At 71.2% G+C, this 22452-nt stretch carries 23 protein-coding genes and 1 pseudogene; 14 read left to right on the forward strand and 10 right to left on the reverse strand.

The window, feature by feature from the left end:
- Positions 1 to 497: 497 nt before the first annotated feature.
- Positions 498 to 1151 carry a response regulator gene (locus LY13_RS21480; RefSeq protein WP_253830417.1) on the reverse strand — a complete coding sequence of 218 codons (654 nt, stop codon included), beginning with the start codon at positions 1149 to 1151 and terminating at the stop codon, positions 498 to 500.
- A 129-nt stretch (positions 1152 to 1280) separates the two neighbouring features.
- Between LY13_RS21480 and LY13_RS21485 the strand changes: the two genes are divergently transcribed.
- From LY13_RS21485 to LY13_RS21495, 3 genes are all read left to right on the forward strand, one after another.
- Positions 1281 to 2003, forward strand: a complete 723-nt coding sequence (locus tag LY13_RS21485) for a DUF427 domain-containing protein (RefSeq protein WP_253830418.1) — start codon at positions 1281 to 1283, stop codon at positions 2001 to 2003.
- A gap of 143 nt (positions 2004 to 2146) precedes the next feature.
- Positions 2147 to 4312, forward strand: a complete 2166-nt coding sequence (locus LY13_RS21490; RefSeq protein WP_253830419.1) for a coiled-coil domain-containing protein — start codon at positions 2147 to 2149, stop codon at positions 4310 to 4312.
- 31 nt (positions 4313 to 4343) lie between these two features.
- Positions 4344 to 5342: a hypothetical protein gene (locus tag LY13_RS21495; RefSeq protein ID WP_253830420.1), complete on the forward strand. Its 999-nt coding sequence runs from the start codon at positions 4344 to 4346 to the stop codon at positions 5340 to 5342.
- Between the two features lie 169 nt (positions 5343 to 5511).
- Here LY13_RS21495 and LY13_RS25770 read toward each other — a convergent pair whose 3' ends face one another.
- Positions 5512 to 5637: a hypothetical protein gene (locus tag LY13_RS25770; RefSeq protein ID WP_301299469.1), complete on the reverse strand. Its 126-nt coding sequence runs from the start codon at positions 5635 to 5637 to the stop codon at positions 5512 to 5514.
- A gap of 436 nt (positions 5638 to 6073) precedes the next feature.
- Entirely contained in the window at positions 6074 to 7006 is a 933-nt protein-coding gene (gene coaA, locus LY13_RS21500) for a type I pantothenate kinase (RefSeq protein WP_183647078.1), read from the reverse strand.
- Positions 7007 to 7171: 165 nt separating this feature from the next.
- Here coaA and LY13_RS21505 point away from each other — a divergent pair, with 165 nt between their 5' ends.
- Genes LY13_RS21505 through LY13_RS21515 form a run of 3 tightly spaced genes read left to right on the forward strand, consistent with a single transcriptional unit; the run spans position 7172 to position 9343 of the window.
- Positions 7172 to 7732, forward strand: a complete 561-nt coding sequence (locus LY13_RS21505; RefSeq protein ID WP_253830421.1) for a YbaB/EbfC family nucleoid-associated protein — start codon at positions 7172 to 7174, stop codon at positions 7730 to 7732.
- Positions 7733 to 7761: 29 nt separating this feature from the next.
- A complete protein-coding gene (locus LY13_RS21510) occupies positions 7762 to 8421 on the forward strand; it encodes a type VII secretion target (protein ID WP_253830422.1) in 660 nt (219 codons plus the stop codon).
- Between the two features lie 4 nt (positions 8422 to 8425).
- On the forward strand, positions 8426 to 9343 hold the full coding sequence (locus LY13_RS21515; protein ID WP_253830423.1) for a hypothetical protein: 918 nt from the start codon (positions 8426 to 8428) through the stop codon (positions 9341 to 9343).
- A gap of 5 nt (positions 9344 to 9348) precedes the next feature.
- Here the strand turns inward: LY13_RS21515 and LY13_RS21520 are convergent, their stop codons facing one another.
- The 3 genes and pseudogenes from LY13_RS21520 to LY13_RS21530 form a co-directional block, all read right to left on the reverse strand.
- Positions 9349 to 9750: a VOC family protein gene (locus LY13_RS21520; RefSeq protein WP_253830424.1), complete on the reverse strand. Its 402-nt coding sequence runs from the start codon at positions 9748 to 9750 to the stop codon at positions 9349 to 9351.
- A gap of 131 nt (positions 9751 to 9881) precedes the next feature.
- Positions 9882 to 10154, reverse strand: a pseudogene (locus LY13_RS21525) (ArsR/SmtB family transcription factor); the annotation flags it as partial.
- A gap of 52 nt (positions 10155 to 10206) precedes the next feature.
- Positions 10207 to 10875 carry a macro domain-containing protein gene (locus LY13_RS21530; protein WP_253830425.1) on the reverse strand — a complete coding sequence of 223 codons (669 nt, stop codon included), beginning with the start codon at positions 10873 to 10875 and terminating at the stop codon, positions 10207 to 10209.
- Between the two features lie 81 nt (positions 10876 to 10956).
- Here LY13_RS21530 and pheA point away from each other — a divergent pair, with 81 nt between their 5' ends.
- The 3 genes from pheA (at position 10957) to LY13_RS21545 (ending at position 13555) form a co-directional block, all read left to right on the forward strand.
- Positions 10957 to 11868, forward strand: coding sequence for a prephenate dehydratase (gene pheA / locus LY13_RS21535; protein ID WP_253830426.1), 912 nt, complete (start codon positions 10957 to 10959; stop codon positions 11866 to 11868).
- Positions 11865 to 12482, forward strand: coding sequence for a histidine phosphatase family protein (locus LY13_RS21540; RefSeq protein ID WP_253830427.1), 618 nt, complete (start codon positions 11865 to 11867; stop codon positions 12480 to 12482). Before pheA ends, LY13_RS21540 begins: the two co-directional genes overlap by 4 nt.
- Positions 12483 to 12802: 320 nt before the next feature.
- A complete protein-coding gene (locus LY13_RS21545; protein ID WP_253830428.1) occupies positions 12803 to 13555 on the forward strand; it encodes a DUF4232 domain-containing protein in 753 nt (250 codons plus the stop codon).
- A gap of 81 nt (positions 13556 to 13636) precedes the next feature.
- Here LY13_RS21545 and LY13_RS21550 read toward each other — a convergent pair whose 3' ends face one another.
- From LY13_RS21550 to LY13_RS21560, 3 genes are all read right to left on the reverse strand, one after another.
- Positions 13637 to 14908, reverse strand: a complete 1272-nt coding sequence (locus LY13_RS21550; RefSeq protein ID WP_253830429.1) for an MFS transporter — start codon at positions 14906 to 14908, stop codon at positions 13637 to 13639.
- 102 nt (positions 14909 to 15010) lie between these two features.
- The gene (locus LY13_RS21555) at positions 15011 to 15349 is read right to left on the reverse strand and encodes a metallopeptidase family protein (RefSeq protein WP_301299474.1); all 339 of its coding nucleotides are present in this window, start codon (positions 15347 to 15349) and stop codon (positions 15011 to 15013) included.
- An 18-nt stretch (positions 15350 to 15367) separates the two neighbouring features.
- On the reverse strand, positions 15368 to 16561 hold the full coding sequence (locus LY13_RS21560; protein WP_253830431.1) for a septum formation family protein: 1194 nt from the start codon (positions 16559 to 16561) through the stop codon (positions 15368 to 15370).
- 233 nt (positions 16562 to 16794) lie between these two features.
- On the opposite strand from LY13_RS21560, the gene LY13_RS21565 reads away from it, so the two are divergent.
- From LY13_RS21565 to serS, 5 genes are all read left to right on the forward strand, one after another.
- Positions 16795 to 17397 (forward strand): hypothetical protein, encoded by a 603-nt coding sequence (locus LY13_RS21565; protein WP_253830432.1) that lies wholly within the window; start codon positions 16795 to 16797, stop codon positions 17395 to 17397.
- Positions 17398 to 17401: 4 nt separating this feature from the next.
- Positions 17402 to 18565 carry a glutathionylspermidine synthase family protein gene (locus tag LY13_RS21570; protein ID WP_253830433.1) on the forward strand — a complete coding sequence of 388 codons (1164 nt, stop codon included), beginning with the start codon at positions 17402 to 17404 and terminating at the stop codon, positions 18563 to 18565.
- Between the two features lie 115 nt (positions 18566 to 18680).
- Positions 18681 to 19127 carry a DUF350 domain-containing protein gene (locus LY13_RS21575; RefSeq protein ID WP_183647049.1) on the forward strand — a complete coding sequence of 149 codons (447 nt, stop codon included), beginning with the start codon at positions 18681 to 18683 and terminating at the stop codon, positions 19125 to 19127.
- A gap of 115 nt (positions 19128 to 19242) precedes the next feature.
- A complete protein-coding gene (locus LY13_RS21580; protein WP_253830434.1) occupies positions 19243 to 20148 on the forward strand; it encodes a haloalkane dehalogenase in 906 nt (301 codons plus the stop codon).
- 227 nt (positions 20149 to 20375) lie between these two features.
- A complete protein-coding gene (gene serS, locus LY13_RS21585) occupies positions 20376 to 21644 on the forward strand; it encodes a serine--tRNA ligase (protein WP_253830435.1) in 1269 nt (422 codons plus the stop codon).
- Here the strand turns inward: serS and LY13_RS21590 are convergent.
- A complete protein-coding gene (locus LY13_RS21590) occupies positions 21606 to 22352 on the reverse strand; it encodes a maleate cis-trans isomerase family protein (protein ID WP_253830467.1) in 747 nt (248 codons plus the stop codon). The two genes, serS and LY13_RS21590, sit on opposite strands and share 39 nt — an antisense overlap.
- Positions 22353 to 22452 lie beyond the last annotated feature (100 nt).

The raw sequence follows: 22452 nt of genomic DNA on the forward strand, positions 1-22452 counted from the left end.
ACACGGACACGCACCACCCCGGCACGTGGCACTTCACCGACACACCATGCCCCGGCCCGCACCGCCCCAACACGTCACACCCAGACGCGCCGCCAACCCGCCGGAGCCGAACCGCCACGAGACGCCAGCGGAACCGGTCACCAGAACGACGACGGACCACCGTTCTAGACGGCGGGCCACCGTTCTAGCGGTACCCGGCCACCGGGCCGGTCGCGCCCATAACCGCGTACTCGGCGGCCAGGTCGAGAGTGGTGAGCTACGGCGGCCGGGCACGGCTGCGACGTGAGCTGCTGTCATCGACCGCGTGATCCGCGGTCGGACCCGACGAAGGTGAACCGGAGCAGCATCGCCATGTGGCCGGCGTGGTGCTTGCCCGACCAGCGGCGGTCGACGGTCAGCCGTTCGAGGATGCCGCGTGCCAGGGCATCACGACGGAATGGGTGGCCGGGCGGCGTGCCGAACGCAGAACACGCGGTGCCGAGTGCACGACACGCGGGTCAGGGGGTGCGGTCGGGGTTCGCGGTGTGGCGGGCGACCCACGCGGCGGCCTGGGTGCGGCGTTGCATGCCGAGTTTGCCGAGCAGCGACGTGACGTAGTTCTTGACGGTCTTCTCTGCCAGGAACAGGTGCTGTGCGATCTCGCGGTTCGACAGGCCCTGGCCGATGAGATCGAGGACGCTGCGTTCGCGTTCGGACAGCCCGGCCAGGCGGTCGGCCTCGGCGTCGCCGCGCATCGTGTCGAGCAGCCGGGCGGTGGTGACCGGGTCGAGCAGCGACCGCCCCGCGCCGACCTCCCGCACCGCGTGGACGACGTCCTGTCCGCGGACCTGCTTCAACAGGTACCCCGACGCACCCGCGCGGATGGCGCCGACCATGGCCTCCTCGTGTTCGAAGGCGGTGAGCACGAGGCAGTACGGCGGGCTGCTCAGCGCCCGCAGCCGCCTGCACAGCTCCACGCCGTCGCTCTCCGAACCGCCGAGCCGCATGTCGACGACGGCCACGTCCGGTTCGACGTGCATGGCGACGGCCAGCGCCTCGTCGGCGCTGCTCGCCTCGGCGACGACCGTGATGTCGGGTTCGTCGCCGAGCAGGTCGCGCAGGCCTCGCCGCACGACCTCGTGATCGTCGACGAGGAGCACCTGGATGGCCATACTCCGAGGTTACGTCGTCGCCCGCGGTGCCGTTCGCCACGAGCGCCCGCCTGCTTCCTCCGATGAGCGGAGAGCCGGCGCCGGTCCGACGGGCTGAAACCCCGCGCCGTCGGGCGTACCGTCACGACCATGGCCGCCGAGGAACCGCGCACCGAACGGTCCGCGAAACGGGTGAGGGTCGTGTTCGCGGGCGTCGTGATCGCCGACTCGACCCGCCCGCTGCTGGTGTGGGAGAACCCGTACTACCCGACGTACTACGTGCCGAGGGAGGACGTCCGCGGGGACGTTCTCGTCCCGAGTGGACGGACCCGTGCCTCGCACCTCGGCTACGGTGAGTTGTCGACCGTGCGGATGGCCGACCGCGAGGCCGTCGACGCCGCCGTCGAATACCCCGGCGGCCCGCTCGGAGGCCACGTCCGGCTGGACTGGCCTGCGATGGACCACTGGTTCGAGGAGGACGAGGAGGTCCACACCCACCCGCGCGATCCGCACAAACGCGTCGACATCCTGCCGAGTTCGCGGCAGGTGCGCATCGACATCGACGGCGAACCGGTCGCCGAGTCCGGCTCGCCGTGGTTGCTGTTCGAAACCGGGCTGCCGACGCGCTACTACCTGCCGAAACCGCACGTCCGCCTCGACCGGCTGGCGCGCACCGACACCGTCACGCACTGCCCGTACAAGGGCGCGGCCGAGTACTGGTCCGTCGGCGACCACACCGACATCGCCTGGTCGTATCCCAGCCCGCTGCCCGAGAGCCAGCGCATCGCGGGACTGATCTGCTTCGCCGACGAACGCGTCGACGTCCACGTCGACGGCGTGCTCCAGGAACGCCCGCGGACCCCCTGGTCGTAGGCAGGCGCCGAGCGACGCTCAACCACACGACGTCGCCCCGTCGGCGCTCGTCGTTACCGCCGCGCCACGATCGGGGACGTTCGACACGGCCCTCTCACACCCTCGAAGGACATTCCCCCTGGGCGAACCGTCGAACCGGTTGGATGACGGGAGGTGTGAAGGGGGACGAGATGGCGAACTGGCGGCACGACGCTGCCGAGGCGGTCGGCACGGAGACCGCCCACAACGGGGGAGAGGAACCGCAGGCCGAGGACGAGTGGCACGAACTCGGACCGGTGCGCGATTCCGACGACGGCCCGGTCGTGGACCTGCGGTGCAGGCGTGTCGGCAGGCTGCTCGACGTCCGCCTCGCCGGGCCCGACGGCCCGCGGGAGGGTGCGGCCGTCCCGGTCGGCGTGCGCCTGCGCCACGGCGTGCTGTGGCTCGACGATCCCGGCCCGTTGCCCGCCGAATGCGACCGCGCCTGGGCACGCATCGCCGTCACCGACCACAGGGCGACCGTCCTGCGGGGTCTCGGGTTCGCACCTCTCGCCGACCGGCTCGCCGCAGGCAAGCCCGACCGCGCCCACGGCGACCCGGCGCGCGCCTGCTTCCTGCCCGGTGTCCGGCTCATCCGCGGTGGGCCGGGCAGCGGAAAGACTACCCTGCTGACCGAGGCGGCCGACGAACTCGCGCGGCAGGGTCACAGTGTCCTGCTGCTGAGCCGCGCCGAACAGGCCCTCACGTGTGTGCCCGACCCGGGCCGGCTGACCGTGCAGCAGCAACTCGCCGATCTCTCCGCGGCCGAATCCCGGCTGCCGGAGCTGCGGGAGCAGCTGCGGGGGTTCGACCGGACCGCCTACGACGCGGTGCGGCGCCGCATCGACGACCAGCTCCGCGCCGACGAGCTGGAAGGGCAGCTCACGACGGCCCAGCGCGACTACGACGTCGCGGCCGCCGACCTCGCGCAGGCCAGGCAGGCGCTGCGTCACGCCCGCGCGGCCTGGGAGAACGCCGCCGACGGCAGGCGCAAGCTGACCGAGGTACGCGCACTCACCGCCCGGCTCGCCGACGTCGACGCCGAGCTGGCCCGGCTGCACCTGCGCGTCGACCGGCGCCCCTACCGGGGCAGGAACCGTGACCGCAAGGCCCTGTACCGCACGGAACGTGAGCGCGACTCGCTGCACCAGCGCATCGACGCGGTCAGCGAGGAGGCGATCTCGGCGGAGCGGGCGTCGGCACTGGACGCCGCGCTGTCGGACGCCCACCGCAGCCTCGACGAGGCCGCACGCGACGAATCGGACGCCTACACCCGGGTGCAGAAGCTGCACGCGACGATCGCCCAACTCCGCTCGACGAAACCGTCCGAGCAGGACATGCGGTTCCACGCCGAGTGCGTTCACCGTGGCCTGCCGGACATGCAGACCGAGTACGACGACCTGATGCGTTCCTCGGCCGAGCAGGCGGCTCGCCGTGGCCAGCTGGAGGAACGACTCTGGTGGCTCGGCGACGGCGCGTGCGTGGCAGGCGACGGCCCGGTGCACCGCTGCGACACGGTGCCGCACGGGGATCCGAACGTCCGGTTCGACGTCGTGCTGATCGACGACGCGGGCAGCAGGCCGTTGTCCGAGGTGCTCGCCGCGGTGGGGCTGGCCCGGCACACGGCCGTCGTCGCGGGCGACCCCGACTCGCCGCAGCCGTGGCTGGGCCCCGGGCTGCGCGACGACGCCGCGGTGCGGCGCTGGTGCGGGGCGACGGTGTTCTCGCACTGCGGCATCCGCACCGCCGACGACGCCCGGACCCACGCCGGGTGCTACGTGCTGACGGCGTCCCGCCGGGTGTCGCTCGACCGTTCCTCCGACGTCGACCGTGCCGGTACGGGCGGGTCCGAGCGCCGGGACGGGCACGTCGTCGTCCTCGACACGGCGGGCGAACCGGTGCGGCATGCGGGCGTGCTCGCCTCGCTGCCGCTCGGGTCGGCCGTCATCGCTCCACATCGGACGGCGGCGGCGCAGTGGCTCGAGGCGGCGGGACGCCGTTACGACCTGGCCATCGGCACGGCCCGCACGATGCACGGCGAGGAGTTCGACGCCGTCCTCGTCGACCTCGTCTCGGACGACTGGCACGCGCGCACCCGCGCGTTCGCCTCCGCGACCAGCCGTGCCCGCGGCACGCTGTACCTGCTGGCCGACGCCGCGGCACTCGCGGACGCCGCCGAGGGGACGCCGCTCGGCCGGGTGCGGGCGGCCGGCCCGGAGGTGCGTGGCGTGGGCGAGGCCGGGGTACCGGTACCGAGAGCTACCACCGACCCGGCGGTCATGGCACCATGATCCGATGCGTCGACCCGGTGAACCTGCGCAGGTGACCGCGGTACTCGACACCCTCGAGCGGATGTTGGACGCGGGCACGACGGCCGATGTCGCCCGGCTGGCGCGGCTCGCCGTCGACCGGCTCACCGGTGAGCCCACGACCGACGACGCCTACCCGGACCCGGCGCCGCTCGACCGGGCGCTCGCGCTCTACGCCCGTGCGTGCGCGGCGCACCCGCCCGACCCCGGTGAGCTCGCCGACTGGTTCCTGGGCATGTCGTTCGGTGAGCAGGACCGCCTGCTGTCGCTGCACGAGTTCGCCGACGCCCTCGGTGACCGCGGCTTGGCACGGATTCGATCCACTGTGGATGCACGCCTTGCCGGGTCCACAGTGGAGAATCCGGAGCCGGTCGCCGAGCGGCTCGGTCAGGAACTGGCGGAACTGACCGGCGAGGTCGGCGGACTGGTGGCGGCCTGGGAGAAACGTCTCCCGAACGTCGAGGTCAGCTTGAAGATCGTCCGGGTGCTGCGGACGGTGGGCAGACACTCCGACGCGCTCGCCCACGCAGCACGGGTTCGGGGCAGCGACCCCTCGCGGATCGGGGACCTCCTCGCCGCGGGCCGTGACGACGACGCGTGGACCCTCACGCGGAACCTGCTCGGCGGCCACGGGTCCGGCCGCGGCGACGACGCCGGGACCGGTCCGGACCGCGACGGGGCTGCGGTCGATCCCGCGGGCGCGGTCATCGAGCTGTACCGCAGGCACATCGACGCGCTCATCGACGACAGGGACTCCCGCAACCCCGCGGCGAACTACGCGCGGGCCGCGGCGGCCCTGCGGCGGCTGCGGACGTTGCACCGCGACGCCGGAACGCCGCAGGAGTTCACCGGCTACCTCGCCGCCCTCGTCGAGCGGCACCGCCGCAAGACCCGCCTGCTGGACGAGATCCGCGCCGCCCGCATCGCGCTGCCGAAACAAGCGCCGAAACAGGTACGGGAGCGGGTGCCGAAGCAGGTCTCGAAACCGGCGGAGGAGCCCGCTCGGAAGTAGGCGACGCCACCGACCCGACGACGCCACCGACCCGACGACGACAGTGACACCGACGCCGGCAGTGGCACCGACGCCGCCAGCGCTGGCGACCCGACGCGGGCGGCGACCCCAGGTCCGACAGTGACAGCGGCGCCGCCAGTGGCGGGCGCGGTGTTGCCGAACGGCTCGATCAGGGCGCGGTTTCCTGTGCGCGGCGGGACTCGTCGGCGTCGAGCACGAAGGCGCCGCACGCCATCGCAAGCAGTACGACGATCCCGAGAACCGCACCGATCCACGTCACGATGGTCGCCAGCATGGTTACCGTCCCTTCCCCCTCGTAGGTGTTCGCGTTCCGTTCACCAGGGTCGGGCCTGGACTGGACCTCGGCCATCGGCCAACCGGCTAAACCCCGCGCCCTCCGATCGACCGAAAGCACGAGAGAACGTCGCGCTCCGCGATCACCGGAACCCCTGGGCGGCATGTGGGTGAACAGGAGGGTCACGCTAGCCGGGCGCGGGCCGTTCCGCTGTGGGAATGACGGAAACCGCGGCGGGGATGCGACCTTCGGAGGAGTGCGGGCGACCCTCGGGGCAGGGAGACGGCCCGGGATCCGGCCGCGGGTGTGACGGCCGTCGACCGGCCGTGGGCCGCTCGGTGGTGCGACCTGTCACCGCCCGTCGTCGGCCGGGTCGGGCCTGCCACCCCGACGCCGTCACGGGGCGTCGCAGCGGGTACGACGCCGGAGCCGGGTGTCAGAGCTTGCGCAGGCGAACGCGGTTGATGGAGTGGTCGCTGTCCTTGCGCATCACGAGCGTCGCGCGCGGCCGCGTCGGCCGGATGTTCTCCACCAGGTTCGGCTCGTTGATCGTCTTCCACAGGTGCTGCGCCTCGAACCGGGCGTCCTCATCGGACAGGCCCGCGAAGTGGTGGAAGTGCGAGCTCGGGTCGGCGAACGCGGTGTGCCGCAGCTCCAGGAACCGCTCGATGTACCAGCGTTCGATGTCGGCGGTGTGGGCGTCGACGTACAGCGAGAAGTCGAACAGGTCCGACACCGTCAGGCTCGGGCCGGGCTGCAGCACGTTCAGCCCCTCGATGATGAGGATGTCCGGGCTCTGCACCGTTTGCTGCTCCCCGGGCAGGATGTCGTAGGCGCGGTGCGAGTAGACGGGCGCGTGCACCTCGGAGGCGCCGGACTTGACGTCGGTGACGAACCGCAGCAGCGCTCGCCGGTCGTAACTCTCCGGGAACCCCTTGCGGTGCATGATGCCACGGCGCATCAGCTCGTCGCGGGGGTAGAGGAACCCGTCCGTGGTGACGAGGTCGACGCGTGGATGGTCGGGCCAGCGGGCCAGCAGCGTGCGCAGGATCCGTGCGGTGGTCGACTTGCCGACCGCGACGCTGCCCGCGACACCGATCACGAACGGGACCTTCGAAGGCCGGGTGTCCTCGCCGAGGAACGTCGTGGTGGCTTCGTAGAGCCGCTGCCGGGCCGCGACCTGCAGGTTGATCAGCCGCGACAGCGGCAGATACACCTCGGCCACCTCGGTGAGGTCGATCTGCTCGCCGAGGCCTCTCAGTTTGACCAGCTCGTCCGCCGTCAGCGGAAGCGGCGTGGAGCGCCGGAGCTCCCGCCACTGGTCACGCTGCAATTCAACATAGGGGCTCAGCTCACGGACCCGTGGCATTCGCTCACTCCTCGCCCGTCGATGGGCCGGCGTTCCCGCGACTTTCGTAACGCAGTTCTTACGGTAAGCCGTAGCGGCCGAAAACGGACTGTGACGTTGTGCACCCGTGTTTCGGCGCATGCTGTTAACTTCAGTGCTGATCGCACTACCAGGGGAGACGACCGTATGACCGCGCCCGACTCGATGCCCGATCCGACGAAGCTCGCCGACGACCTGAAGGCGTGGGCGCAGGGCCTGCAGCAGAAGGCGGAGCGCTACGGCGAGTTGCAGAGCCGCCTCGATGCGACGTCGGTGACGCGGACGTCGCCCGACGGTGTGGCGCGTGTGACCGTCGACTCGAAGGGAGTGCCGACCGAGCTGACGATCACCGACCGTGGCCGCGGACTCGAACCGCGGGAGCTGTCGGCCGCGCTGATGGACACGATGCGGCGGGCGCAGGCGCAGCTGCGCGACACGGTGGCCGACCTGACCGCCGACACGGTCGGGGACGACGGTCCCGGTGCCGACATCGTCGCCGGGTATCGCGACCAGTTCCCGGACCCCGAGGACGAATCGTCCGGCACCTCGGACGGCGGGATGCGCGACCTCGGGGCGCTCGAGGACGAGACGGCCGACTACGACGGCGACGCGGAACCACAGGACACGCCGCGGCGTCCGACCTCACAGCCCGCGCGCGACGAGCGTGACGACGATGACGAGGACTTCGGCGGTTCGGTCTTCCGCTGACCGAACACCGACGAGGAGGGGAACGTCGAATGGCACCGCCGGATTCCGGTTTCGGCACCGACACCGACCAGCTGCGACGGCATGCGGCGACGATCGCGGGGAAGGCCGAGTCCGTCGGCACGGCGGCCGAGGCCGCCTCTCACGTGGCCGACCTCGACGACGCCTACGGGATTCTGTGCCAGATGTTCATGCTGCCGCAGATCCTCAAAGGCCCGCAGGACCGCTGCGCCCAGATGATCAAGGATGCGCAGCAGGAACTGCACAAGCTGGAGAAGTCGATCACGACTGCGGCGAAGAAGTACGACGAGCAGGAGCAGGAACTGCTCGACCGGTTGCGGGAGGTCCTCGAGAAGCTCGGCAGGTCGGGCGAGTTCGATTCACCGGGCGGAAGTGCCCCGTCGATGCCGACACCGCCGCCTCCGCCGGGTGCGCCGCAACCCGCACCGATGCCCACGCCGCCTCCGGGCGGTGGAGCGCCGGGCCCCGCGCCCATGCCGACACCGCAGCAGCCGACCTCGCCCCCGGGTGGCGGGACGCCGCAGCCCGCGCCCATGCCGGCCCCGCACCGCCCGGACGGTGGCGTGCCGCCCGCACCCATGCCGAATCCGATGCCTTCGCCGCAGAACCCGCAGCCCGCGCCCATGCCGAACCCGGTCGAGCCGCCGCCGAACCCGCCAGAGGAAGTGTGAGCCGATGTCCTCACCCATGGACGCGTCGTCGGACAACCCGCTCGTCGACGACGGTACGGACCTCCGGAACGAGTACGACGTCTTCGACAACCCGCTGAACGCGATCGGTGGGGCGGCGATGCTGCTCCCCCTGAACCCGGCTTCCCTGCTGATCGGCGCCGCGACCGGCCAGTTCGACAACATGGGCGGCGACAGTGCCGGCGACGTCGCGTACAACCTGTCCAAGGGGACGGCGCTCCAGACGGTCGGCGACGTCGCAACCCAGATCGAGGGCGGTGACTGGGCTTCCGCCGTCACGAGCACGATCGGCCTCGGCGTCGACATCGCCGCCGCCATCAGTGACCCCATCGCGGCTGTCGCCGGTCAGCTGATCGGCTGGATGCTGGAGCACGTCGAGCCGTTGCGTCTGATCCTGCACCAGCTCTCCGGCGAGCCGAGCATGGTCGAGGTCTACGGGCAGACGTGGCAGAACATCGGGAACTCCCTCGCCGGGGACCAGGCGGAGTGTGCCCAGGCGTTCACCGAGGAAACGACGGAGTGGACCGGCGCGAGCAAGATGGCCTACACGGTCAAGCTGGCGCAGACGCTGACCGAGATGAGCGCAGCGGCCCGAGCCTCGTTCGCCCTGGAGAAGGCGTCGATGCAGATGGCCCAGGTCGTGTCCGGTGTCCGCGCGTTCGTCCGCGACCTGCTCGCGGGCCTGGCGGGTTCCCTGGTGAGCGCGGCGATCGAGGCCGCGACCGTCGTGCTGGCTCCCGCCGCGGTCAAGTCGATCATCCAGGGCATCGCGAAGGCGTTCTTCCAGGCGTCGAACGCGATCGCTGCACTGGGCGTCGCCATCAGCAGGCTCGGTGCGGTGCTCAGCGAACTGGTCCAGTCCCTCGACGAGGTGACCCGGGCGGGCCAGGCCACGTCCGGCTGACGGCCCTACGCCGGTTCCGGGGCCGCGGTGGCGATCTGGATCAGGTTGCCGCAGGTGTCGTCGAGCACGGCGGTCGTCACCGGGCCCATCTCGACGGGCGGCTGGGTGAACTCCACGCCGAGTGCGATCAGCCGCGCGTACTCGGCGTGCACGTCGTCGACGGTGAACGCGGCGAGCGGGATGCCGTCGGCGCGCAGCGCGTCCCGGTAGGGCTGCACCGCGGGGTGGCCGGACGGTTCGAGGAGCAGTTCCGTGCCCTTCGGGTTCTCCGGCGACACGACGGTCAGCCAGCGCGCGCCGCCGCCCATGTCCACGTCGTGCTTGGTGCGGAAGCCCAGGACGTCGGTGTAGAAGCGGTGGGCTTTCTCCTGGTCGTCGACGAAGACGCTCGTCAGCTCGATCCGCATGGTCGGCTCCGTTTCGGTGTCGGGTCGGTGTGTCAGGTCGCCGGTCGCTCGCCGGTCGGGCCGGTGGCGGCCGTGCCGGTGGCGGCCGTGTCGGTGGTTGCGGGATCGGCCGACGGGTCGGCCGGTGGTGCCGTGGGCCGGTCGAGCCACCGCACCGCGATCTGTTCGAGCGGTGCGGTGTCCAGGTAGTGGTACTTGTACCGGCCGTCGCGCCGGGTCTCGACCAGGCCGGCGGCCTCGAGGACGTCGAGGTGCTGCGAGATCGCCTGCCTGGACGAGGCGAGCCCGTGTTTCGTCGACAGTCGGCCGCAGAGTTCGAACAACGTCTGGCCGGTGCGTTCGGTCAGTTCGTCGAGGATCGTCCTCCGGGTCGGATCGGCGAGTGCCTTGAAGACGTCGGCCACACCGACGACAATAGGCAAGCAGGCACTTGCATGTAAACGGCCGCGGCGAGCCTCAGCCGAACACCTCGTCCCACGCGGCGGCGACCTGGTGCGCGCACGTCTCCGGTGTGACCCCGCCGACGCCGGTGCCGAGCCCGGGCAGTGCGATCGTGCTGACGACGGCGCGCAGCGGCACCGCTCCGCCGCCGGCCTCGTCCGCCGGGTCGACCCCGTCGGCGCCTTCGGTGGTGTCGGCCGTGCCCTCGGCCCACAGCGTGAACACGGCCTTCGCCGCGAGGTAGGGATGCACGGTGTCCGGGGGCAGCTGCTCACCGGGTTCGCGCATGGTCGGTGCGCTGATCAGCCACGTGGGCATCGGCTCCCCGGTCGGCACGGCGAGCGCTTCGCCGACGGGCAGCTCTCCACCGTGGTAGGCCAGCACCGCGCTCCGCACGCGCTGTTCGATGCCGGGAAACGCCTTGGCGTACATCGCGTCGATGCCCCCGCGCATCCAGCCGTACGAGTTGGCGGGGCTGACGACGGCGTCCGCACCGACGTCGAGCACCGAGCCGTGGTGGACGCTCACCGGTCCGGAGACCTTGCCCGCCACCGACTCCCACGCACGGGCCAACGGCTCGTCGACTGCGCACAGCACGACCTCCGGTGCGGCCGGTCGGCGGTCTGCACCGGTCACGTCAGCCACACCATTCCACGTTATATGGGTGCCTGATTCGGCGGTCACCCGTCCAGGATCGCAAATACTCGCGAGTTGTGTAACGGGCTGTGGGAGTGAACATTTTCGCGATCGGTAACCTTGCCGGTTGTGGTACGCATAGCGTTCTTCGGTCCGGAAGGCACTTTCACCGAGCAGGCGGCGCGGAATCTCGCCTGCGGTGATCAGCTGTTCCCGGTGGAGACAATCCCAGCAGCTTTCGACGCCGTTCGCAGCGGCGCGGCCGAGGGCGCGTGCGTGCCCGTCGAGAATTCCGTCGAGGGCCCCGTCACGGCGACACTCGACAGCGCCGTCACCGGCGACCCCCTCGTGGCGGTCGCCGAGGCGCTGCTCCCGATCCGGTTCAGTGTCCTGACCCGCGCCGACGCGCCCGATCCGCCGCGCACCGTCGCCAGCCACCCTCACGCGCTGGCGCAGGTCCGTGGCTGGCTGGAAGAACACCTGCCCGGCGCCGAGCACCGGGTGGCGTCGTCGACGGCGGGAGCCGCGGTGGGCGTGCTCGAGGGTCGGTACGACGCCGCGGTGGTCGCACCGGTCGCCGTGGAGCACTACCCGCTGCGCGTGCTGGCCACGGACGTCGCCGACCTGGCCGACGCGCGCACCCGCTTCCTCCTGTTGCGCAGGCCGGGCGGACTGCCCGAGCCGACGGGTGCCGACCGGACGTCGATCGTCGTGGCCGCGGCCAACCGCACCGGTTCGCTCGCGGGCCTGCTCGCCGAGCTCGCCATGCGCGGTATCAACCTCACGCGTCTCGACGCCAGGCCGGTCAAGGGCGACTACGGCACCTACCGGTTCTTCTTCGACTTCGAAGGTCACGTCGCCGAGCCGCGCATCGCCGACGCCCTCGCCGCGCTGCGCAGGCGTTCCACCGAGGTGCGGTTCCTCGGTTCGCACCCGCGCGCCGACGGTGTGGCCGCCACGCTCGAACCCGGCGCGGGTAACGACGACTTCGCCGCGGCCGACGCCTGGGTGGAGGCCGTCAGGAAGGGAGAACTCGCGTGAGGCTGTATCTGGTGCGGCACGCCCAGAGTGAGGCGAACGTCCGCAAGATCCTCGACACCGCGTTGCCGGGGCCGCCGCTGACCGACCTGGGCAGGCAGCAGGCCCACGACCTGGCGGCCCGACTGGGCGAGGAGCCCATCGCGGCGGTGTACGCCTCGCACGCCACGCGCGCCCAGCAGACCGCCCGGCCGTTGGCGGACGCGCTGTCGCTCGACGTGACGCCGCTTCCCGGCGTGCACGAGGTCAGCGTCGGCGACCTCGAAGGCCGCGGCGACCAGGAGGCGCTCGAGCTGTACGGCAAGGTCGTCCGGCAGTGGCTCGACGGGCGGCTGGACGTGCCGTTGCCCGGCGGCGAGACCGGCGACGACGTGCGCAAGCGGTACGTCGAGGCGATCAGCGGGCTCCGCAGCAGGCACTACGGCTCCGACGAGGCGGTCGTCGTGGTGAGTCACGGTGGTGCGATCCGGTTCGGCGCCGAATGGCTGGCGGGGAATGTGACCTCCGACATCGCCGACAACGGTCTGCTGCCCAACACCGCGGTCGTCCGGTTGGACGCCGACGCGAGCGGCGGCTGGCGTTGCTCCGAATGGGCGGGTATCGCCGTCGGGAATTGATTTCCGCGCCCGGGCCTGGGGCGGTGCGCAAAGGTCCGCCGCGGTGGTGTGGAGTGCCTCCCGGACGGTGTCCTCACCGCAAAGCTGCGGTATCGAACGGGTGAAACCGGCACGGCTGCGGTTCGGGAAAGTGCTGCTGAACACATCCCGCGTCGTTCGGGGGAAGGTTGCGGGGAAGTGGCCGGGAACCGCTGTCGCCCCATTTGCCGACGGCCGTTAATTGTTATCCCACCTTGACCCCCTGCGGGAAAGTTCCGCGCAACCGAAGCGTGCGTGAAACGTCTTCCGGGTAGCCGAGATTCCGGCAAGGGAGGCGCGTGATGAACAAGATTCGTGAAACCGCTTCGCACAAGTCGCTCGTCGCGGGGGCGGCGATTCTGGCCCTCGTTCTCGCCGGTTGTGGTGGACCGCCGGGAACGTCCGATGCATCCGGGGAGGGGCAGCAGGCGCCGTCGGCCGCACCCGCCGCGAACGGCCCCGGAGACTCGTCCACCACGGCAGACGCAGGCACGTCCGACGCCGGCGCCCGCGGCGGCTCGGGCGACCGGTCGGGCGGTGACGACTCCCGCAGTGACGACTCGGGCGGTGACGCTCCTCGCCAGGACGCGCCGAAACAGGCGGTGCCGTCCGGTGACCGGGGCGGATCCGCCGGCACCTGCCTCGCCGCCGACCTCGAACTCGCACTCGGCGCTGGGGAGGGCACCGCGGGCACGCACTACCGTCCGCTGCGCTTCACCAACGTGTCCGACTCGCCGTGTGTGATCCACGGCTTCCCCGGCGTCTCGTACGTCGCGGGCGACGACGGTCATCAGGTCGGCACCGCCGCCTACCGCACCGGCGCGAAGGGCGACCCGGTGACGCTCCGGCCGGGCAGCACCGCGCACGCCGACGTCGGGTTCGTGCAGGTCCGCAACTACGACCCGGCCGAGTGCAAGCCGACCCCGGTCCGCGGCCTCCGGGTGTACCCGCCGCACGAGACGAACTCGATGTACGTCCGCGCTCCTGGCACGGGGTGCGCCGAGTTCCCCGACGGGCAGCAACTCACCGTCGCGACCGTCGAGCCCGGCCGCTGACGGACGGCGGTGCGGCCCGCGGGCGCCGGTGGCGGCCGGTGCCCGCGGCCGTGCGCCGTGCGGCGGACGTGTCGCGGCTGCTCAGGCCCGGCTGCGCCGGCTGCCCGCTCGGCGGTCCAGCAGCAGGACCGCGGTGATCGTGACGACACCGAGCGCGATCTGGCAGGCGCCGGAGAACGCGAACGTCGCGCTCGTCGAGCCCAGCAGGGTCGTCAACAGTCCGCCGAGCAGGGCGCCGACGGGCAGCATGCCCCACACCACGGCGCGCCACACGCCGAGCACCCTGCCCAGCAGCTCGGCGGGCACGAGGCGGTGGCGCGTCGTGGCCAGCAGCACGTTGGCGACGACGACGGCGCCCGCGAAGACCCCGAACAGCACGGCACTGACGACGGGCTGGGCCGACAGGCCCATCGCGACGAACGCGCCGCCGGCCGCAGCCATCGACCAGGCGAGGACGTGGCGACCGCGGAACCGGTCGACCAGCCGCGACGCGACCGCCGCGCCCGCCAGTCCGCCGATGCCGCCCACGAGGCCGAACACGCCGAAGGCCGCCTCGGTGAGGGAGAGGTCCTCGAGCGCGTACAGCACCAGCTGGGCCTGCGCGAGCTCCGAGGTCAACGCCAGCCCGCCCGCGGCGACGACGAGTCGCCACATGACCGGGTCGCGAACGAGCCAGCGCAGGCCGTCGGCGAGGTCGGAGCGCAGCGTGGCGGTGGGCCGGTCCTGCGTCTCGGGTGAGGACCGCTGCGGGCGGAAGCTGCCCGCCAACGCGAGGAGCAGCGCCGCGCCGATCGCGAACGACGCCGACGTCAGCAGGAACGGGAACGCCGCGAACACCGCGAACGTGAGACTGCCCAGCGGCCCGCCCGCGAACGTCTGCCCCACGATCTCGGTGGCCTGCAGCTTGCTGTTGGCACCCGACAGGCCGTTGCTGTCCACCACCGACGGGATCAGCACGTTCGCCGCGCTGTCGGCCACGACCTCCGCCACGCCCACAACGAGCGCGCCGACGTAGATCAGCCATATCGACGCCGAGTCCGTCAGCACCAGCACGGTCATGCCGCCGATCGCAGCCGCCCGCGCGGTGTTGGCCAGCACGATCGCCTTGCGCCGGTCGACGCGGTCCAGCAGCGCACCCGCCAGCACCGCGAGCAGCAGCCACGGCAGGAACTGGGCGGCCGACAGCCCGGCGATCAACACCGGGTCGCGCGTGACCGTGGCGGCGAGGAGGGGGAAAGCGACCTTGGCGATACCGTCGCCGAGGTTGGCGGCGAGGTTGGCGCCCAGCAGCAGGGGTAGGCCGCGGCGGGCGGGGGCCGGAGAAGTCACTGTTGTGGTCGAGTCGTGCGCCATCGTGTTCGAGCAGAGCGTGCCGGGGCGGCAACCGCCAGTAATCCTACCCTTTCGGGCGAACGTCGCAGAGCGAATCGCGACTTTCGCAGGGGGCCGGGTGGATCAGCCCCAGCCCAGCTCGTGCAGTTTCGCGTCGTCGATGCCGAAATGGTGCGCGATCTCGTGCACCACGGTGATCAGCACTTCTTCGACGACGTCGTCCTCGGTGTCGCAGATGCTCAGGATCGGCCCACGGTAGATCGAGATGCGGTCCGGCAGGACACCGCCGTAGTCGTGACCGCGGTCGGGGAGCGCGACGCCGTGGTACAGCCCGAGGATGTCGGGTTCTTCCTCGTTGTGTTCCTCGACGAGCACGACGACGTTGTCCATCGCGCTCGCGAACTGCTCCGGAACCCGGTCGAGTGCGGACGCGACGAGCTCCTCGAAGCGCTCCAGCGGCATGTCGACGGCCACGGGCGGTCAGCCCCCGTTCCCGTCGCCGCTCACGTCGCCGCCGATGTCGACGCCGGCGTCACCCCCGATGTCGACACCCGCTCCACCGGAGTCGGACCCCGAGCCCGTGTCGCCGCCGCTGCCCTCGGACCCGCTGCCCTCGGACCCGCTGCCGTCGCCCGAGCCGTCAGAGCCACCGCCGTTGCTGCCGTCGGAGCCGGACTCGCCGTCCGACTCCTGTGACGAGTTGTCGCCGCCGCCCTGCGACGGTCGGGGTGTCGTCTCGGCGTCCTTCGACACGCTGCCGCGGATCGACGCCAGTCCGCTCTTGTCCTCGAGGAGCGCCCCGACCTTGCAGTTCACGAGCTTCGAGCCCGCCTGCCAGCTCTCCTTCGTGCGGGTGTCCCACGCGGTGATCAGGCCCTGTTTGCGCAGGTCGGCGTCTCCGGAGTAGTCGTCGGCGAGCTTGTTGCACCGCTTGTCGAGGAACTCGTTCTGCTCCTTCTGCGACGGGAACGCCTCGTACTCCTCGCCCAGGTCGACGACAGCGACCATCTCGTACGAGTGCGGCTCGGCGCAGTCGACGGGATCGCCCGGTGACTTGTCCTCGATGCCGAGGCAGGTGCCCTTCTCCCACACGTTCGACTGGTCGATCTCGGCGGCGGGCGCCTCGAGGGGCTGCAGGGAACCGCCTGGTGCGGTGCGCTGGAGGCCGCAGTGCATCCGCCGGTCGCCGGAGTTCCACTGGCGCTCGTCGGGCTGCAGCAGTCCGAGGCTGAGCTTGCCCTCCGGGTCCAGCGGCCCGTCGAGGTAGTCGCGGGCCTTCTGGCCGCAGCGTTGCGTGGTGAGCGTGCGCCACGTCGCCGCGTCGGGAATCGGGGCGTTGCGCCCGTACTGGTCGGAGATGTCGACCGAGCCGATGACCTCGAACAGGTGCGGCCGGGAACAGTCGACCTCGCGGATGTCGGCCGCGTCGGCGGCCTGCCAGGTCAGACAGGTGCCCGCGGGGGAGCTGAACGCCTCGTAGCGGGCCTGCGCGGCCTTCTCCGCGCGGGCCTCGGTGCGTTCCTCCTCGGTCTCGAATCCCCAGCCCAGCAGCCACGAGAGCGACATCGCGGCGATGGCGCCCACGAACACACCCGCGACCAGGACACGGGTGCGGCGCGCAGATTTCGTGCGCGTCGGCTTCTCCGGATGGAACCGGCGGGGCTCTTCGGACATCCATTCCATGATGCCTGCTCGTGACAGCGGTTGCGCGCGGGTCGCTAGGGTTGGAACCGACCTCGGACGGGTGATGGCCCGGCGGTCGGGTGAACGGAGCCGGCGGCCGGACCGGGTCGGAGGGACAAGGCCGCCAACAGGACGTCGTCACAGGGACGCCGTCAACGGGACGGCGCCGTCACAGCGACGGCGCCGCCAACAGGACAAGGTGCCGACATGTGGAGCCTTCGGGAATGAGCGACGAGAACAACACGGCTGGGGGGTCGCCGGGCGGCCCGGAGCCACAGGGGCCACAGGGGCAGATGCGGTTCCAGGATCCGTCGAGCACGGAGCCGCGTGAGCCGACGTTGGCCGAGCAGCGGGCGCGCCAGCAGGCGGTGGTCGCCGAGCAGGAACGGGCGGCGCAGGCCGAACAGGCGCGGATCGCGGCGGAGCAGAAGTCGGACACCCGGCGCAAGCTGTTCATCGGCAGCGGTGTCGGGCTGGGCCTGGTCGGCCTGGTCGCGGGCTGGTACCTCGTCAAGCCCGAAGAGGTCACCGCGGTCTGCACCGACGCCGACGGCACGGTTGTCTCCGACGACGACTACTGCGACGAGGACTACGTCGAGAGTCACGGCGGCTACACCAGCGGCGGGTTCATGTTCCTGCCGATGCCGGGCGGTGGTTACCAGCAGTACCGCTACAACTACGGTGGCAGCGGCACCCCCGGGACCCAGGTGCAGGGCGGTTCGTACACCAAGCCCGGCGGGGCCAACATCTCCACGCGGTCGGGCAAGACCGTCCAGCGGGGCGGGTTCGGCGTCAGCGGCGGCAGCTTCGGCAAGAGCGGAGCCTGACCCGGTGCAGCGATCCACTTCCGCACCCCGCGCCGACTGGCAGCGCACCGTCGAACAGCAGGGACTCGTGTTCGGCACCCCGGCGCGTTACGGCGACGGCAAGGCCCGGCCCTACTGGGACGAGTCGGTCCACTACGTCATCCCGATGGACGAGGTGCTCGCGCTCGAGGCCGACGTCGAGCTGCTCCACTCGATGTGCCTGGACGCCGTGGACCACGTGGTGACCGCCGAGCGGTACCGCGAGTTCGGGCTGCCCGAATGGCTGTGGCCACACATCGCCGAGTCGTGGAAACGGCAGGACCCGCACCTCTACGGCCGGTTCGACCTGCGCTACGACGGCCGCGGCCCCGCCAAGCTGCTGGAGTACAACGCCGACACGCCGAGTTCGCTGCTCGAGGCGGCGATCCTGCAGTGGCACTGGAAGACCGAGGTCTTTCCCGACTCCGACCAGTGGAACTCGCTGCACGAACAGCTCGTCGAGCGCTGGCAGCACGTCGGCGGGCTGTTGCCGTCGAAGGAGGTCCACTTCACGTGGTCGAGCGCCGACACCAGCGGTGAGGACCACATCACCACGACGTACCTGCAGGAGACGGCCGCCGAGGCCGGGCTCGACACGGTCGCGCTCGCCATCGAGGAGATCGGCTGGGATCCGCTGCTGAAGCGGTTCGTCGACCTCGAAGAGGCGCCCATGGGCACGGTCGTGAAGAACTACCCGTGGGAATGGATCGTCGAGGAGGAGTTCGGCCGGTACGCCGCCGAATCGCTGCCGCAGACGCTGTGGGTCGAACCGCTGTGGAAGACCCTGCTGTCCAACAAGGCGCTGCTCGGCATCCTCTGGGAGAACTATCCCGGGCATCCCAACCTGCTGCCCGCGTTCAACGACCAGCCGGGCCTGCTCACCGAGTACGTGCGCAAGCCCAAGCTCGGCAGGGAGGGTGCGAACGTGCAGATCGTCGCGCCCGGGTACGAAACCGAGACCGCGGGCGTCTACGGCGCGGAGGGGTACACCTTCCAGGCGTTCGACCCGCTGCCCGAGTTCGACGGTTTCCGGCCCGCACTGGGCGCCTGGATCGTCGGCGACAACGCGGCGGGGCTGGGGATCCGCGAGACGGCGGGGCTCGTCACCGACGACGGCGCCGCGTTCGTCCCGCACCGCATCCCCGAGTGACCGCCACCGATCGACACCGCCTCCGGCGGGTGCCCGTCTCCTGCGGACCGAGCGCCGGGAGAGCCGCACCGGCCGGAGCCGACCTTTCCGATACTCGACCAAGGGAGAGTTCCACGTGAACGTCGCACTGTCCGAAGGCTTCTTCGGAGACATCGCCTGGGGCATCGGGGCCATCGCGCTGTACGCGATCGTCGGCCTGCTGCTGATGTTCATCGGCTTCTACGCGATCGACTTCACCACACCGGGCAAGCTGTCGGAGCTCGTGCGCCGCGGACTGCCGAACGCGGTGATCGTCACCTCGTCCGGGCTGCTGTCGATGGCGTTCATCGTCGTCGTCGCGATCTGGGCCTCCACCGGCGACCTCGCCGAGGGCCTGATCATGTCGCTGGTGTTCGGGTTCGTCGGCATCGTCGTGCAGGTCGCCGCGGTGCGGGTGCTCGAGTTCGCCACCCGCATCGACGTCCGTTCGACCATCGAGAGCGACCGTTTCGCCCCGGCGAGCCTCGTCGTCGCGGCTGCCCACCTGGCGCTCGGCCTCGTCGTGGCCGTCGCGATCTCCTAGTCGCTCCGCCCGGCCGCACGCCGCCGACGGGGCCGTGGATGCGCTCTCGTGACCCGACCGTCTCGTGATCGTTTCGCGGGGTTGTCAGGTGCCTCTGACGCGCTACGGTGGCGGCGTGCGGCTATTGCGGACTCCAGATGATCGTTTCGAGAACCTCCCCGGCTTCGATTTCCCCGAGCGGTACGCCGAGATCGAGAGCGAGGAGACCGGCATAGTCCGCATCGGATACGTCGAGGCGGGCCCCGCCGACGGTCCGGTCGTGCTGCTCCTGCACGGCGAGCCCAGCTGGTCGTATCTGTATCGGAAGATGCTGCCGGTACTCGCCGACGCCGGCATCCGCGCGATCGCACCGGACCTCGTCGGCTTCGGCCGGTCGGACAAGCCCGCCGATGTCGCCGATCACACCTATGCGGCGCACGTCGAATGGATGCGCGCGTTCGCGTTCGACGCCCTGGACCTGCGCGACGTCACGCTCGTCGGCCAGGACTGGGGCGGGCTGATCGGCCTGCGCCTCGTCGCCGAGCACCCCGAGCGGTTCGCGGGCGTCGTGCCCGCCAACACGGGACTGCCGACGGGCGACGAGGGCATGCCCGACGTGTGGTGGTCGTTCCACGACGCCGTCGAGAAGGCGCAGGTACTCGACGTCGGCCGGTTCGTGCAGTCCGGCTGCGTCACGGAGCTGACGGAGGAGGAACGGGCCGCCTACGACGCGCCGTTCCCGAACGAGATGTACAAGGCGGGTCCGCGGGCGATGCCGTCGCTGGTGCCGACCACGCCGGAGGACCCGGCGACGGCGGCCAACCGCGCGGCGCGCGCCACGCTCGGCAAGCTGTCGATCCCGATGCTGGTCGCGTTCTCCGACAGCGACCCGATCACCGCGGGTATGCGGCCCGTGCTGGAACGCCTGCCGGGCGCCGAGGGCCGCGAGCACCCGGTCATCAACGACGCGGGCCACTTCCTCCAGGAGGACGGCGGACCCCGGCTGGCCGCCGAGATCGCGAGCTTCGTCCGCTCCCTGTAACCCGCGCCTCCCGCCCGTGTTGCAGTTCCCGGGGCCCGTGTTGCGGTCTCGGGGGACCGTGTTGTGCATCGCGGGGCTCGTGTTGCGGTCTCGGGGGCACGCGATGCGGCTTCGGGGAGTCGTGTTGCGGGTTGCGGGGCGGGATCGTCCCGGCCAGGTGACGCGATCGGTCGTCGCGGCCGTGCCTCGGCGGAGCGCCGCCGGGCGGGCCGTCTACCCTCAGGGGCGTGATCGACCTCAGGATTCTGCGCGAAGACCCGGACCTGCTGCGCGCCTCGCAGCGGGCCCGCGGCGAGGACCAGGGCGTCGTCGACCGGTTGCTGTCCCTGGACGGCGAACGCAGGTCCGCGATCGCGACCGCCGACCAGCTGCGCGCCGAGCACAAGGCACTGGGTAAGCAGATCGGCAAGGCCTCCGGTGACGAGCGGGAGGCGCTGCTGGCCAAGGGCAAGGAGCTCGCCGCGCAGGTCAAGGAGGCCGAGGCCGAGCAGTCCCGCGCGAGCGACGAGTTCGAGCAACTGCACCGCGTGGTGCCCAACCTGATCATCGACGGCGTGCCCGCGGGCGGCGAGGACGACTTCGAGGTGCTCAAGCACGTCGGCACGCCGCGCGAGTTCGACTTCACCCCGCGCGACCACCTCGACCTCGGCGAGCGCCTCGGTGCGATCGACATGGAGCGGGGCGCGAAGGTGTCGGGCGCCCGGTTCTACTTCCTGACCGGGGTCGGCGCGCAGCTGCAGCTCGCGTTGCTGAACATGGCCGCCGCGCAGGCGGGCGCCACCGGGTTCGAGCTCATGGTGCCGCCGGTGCTGGTGCGCCCGGAGATCATGGGCGGCACCGGCTTCCTCGGCGCGCACGCCGACGAGGTGTACAACCTCGGCGACGACGACCTGTACCTCGTCGGCACGTCGGAGGTGCCGCTGGCCGGGTACCACGCCGACGAGATCATCGACCTCGGCGCGGGCGCCAAGCGCTACGCGGGGTGGTCGACGTGCTTCCGCCGCGAGGCGGGTTCGTACGGCAAGGACACGCGCGGCATCCTCCGGGTGCACCAGTTCGACAAGATCGAGATGTTCGTCTACTGCAGGCCCGAGGACGCCGAGGCAGAACACGAGAAGCTGCTGGCGTTCGAGGAGGACATGCTCGCCAAGATCGAGGTGCCGTACCGCGTGATCGACACCGCGGCGGGCGACCTCGGCACGAGCGCGGCCCGCAAGTTCGACTGCGAGGCGTGGCTCCCGACGCAGGAGACGTACCGCGAGCTGACGTCGACGTCGAACTGCACGACGTTCCAGGCCCGCAGGCTCGGCGTGCGCTACCGGGACGGAAACGGCAAGCCGCAGACCGCGGCCACGCTCAACGGCACCCTCGCGACGACGCGGTGGCTGGTGGCGATCCTGGAGAACCACCAGCTCGCCGACGGTTCCGTCCGGGTGCCGGAAGCGATGCGCCCGTTCCTAGGCGGCCGTGAGGTCCTCTCCCCGGTCGGCGAATAGCGATCCGGGCGCGTCGACGCCGATCACGCCTGCGTCGCGCATCGCGGCCCACATCGTGACCTGGTTCGCGGTGAGCACGGGCACCTCGAGTTGCGCTTCGAGCGGCGCGATGAGGTCGTACGTCGGCACGTTGGTGCACGCGACGAACACCGCGTCCGCCCCGATGGTGTCGACAGTGGACACTGCAGTTCGGACGTCGGCGTACGACGTCTTCCAGATCCCGCCGCTGAGGCCGAGGTCGAACCGGGCGGTCGTGGTGATGTCGAACGCGGCGAGGAAGTCGACGAGCTTGTCGGTGACGGCGTCGACGTACGGGGTCACCAGCGCGACGCGCTGTGCGCCGACCTCGGTGAGCGCGGCGACCGTGGCGCCCGACGTCGTGACGGCGGCGGGCGCGCCCGCGTCGAGCATCGCGGCGACGATCGCGGCCTCGCCTGCGGCGCCGTCGACGAAACTTCCGGAACTGCACGAGTAGGCGACCGCACTCGGTTCCGGCGCGAGGACGTCGCGCGTGGCGTTGCGGACACCACGGGGATCGCTGAGCGCGGTGGCGAGCTGTACCGACACCGGATCGGACAGGTACGGCAGGCGAGTGGTGTACAGGTCGACGTGGGCGGGCAGCCATCGCCACAGTTCCCGGTCGAGGGCGAAGTCGAACGGGGCCACGAGGCCGATGCCCGTGGGGGCCGGCTCGACCGGGCGGATCATGCAGTCGTCGGACACAGATCTCACGGTAGGGCCGCACCGGGACGCAGGTGCGTTACAGCGCAGAAAAATCTCCGACGAATTTTCCCGCCGCGACCTCGCC

This window comes from Prauserella aidingensis (genome assembly GCF_024171865.1).
Classification (GTDB): Bacteria; Actinomycetota; Actinomycetes; order Mycobacteriales; family Pseudonocardiaceae; genus Prauserella; species Prauserella aidingensis.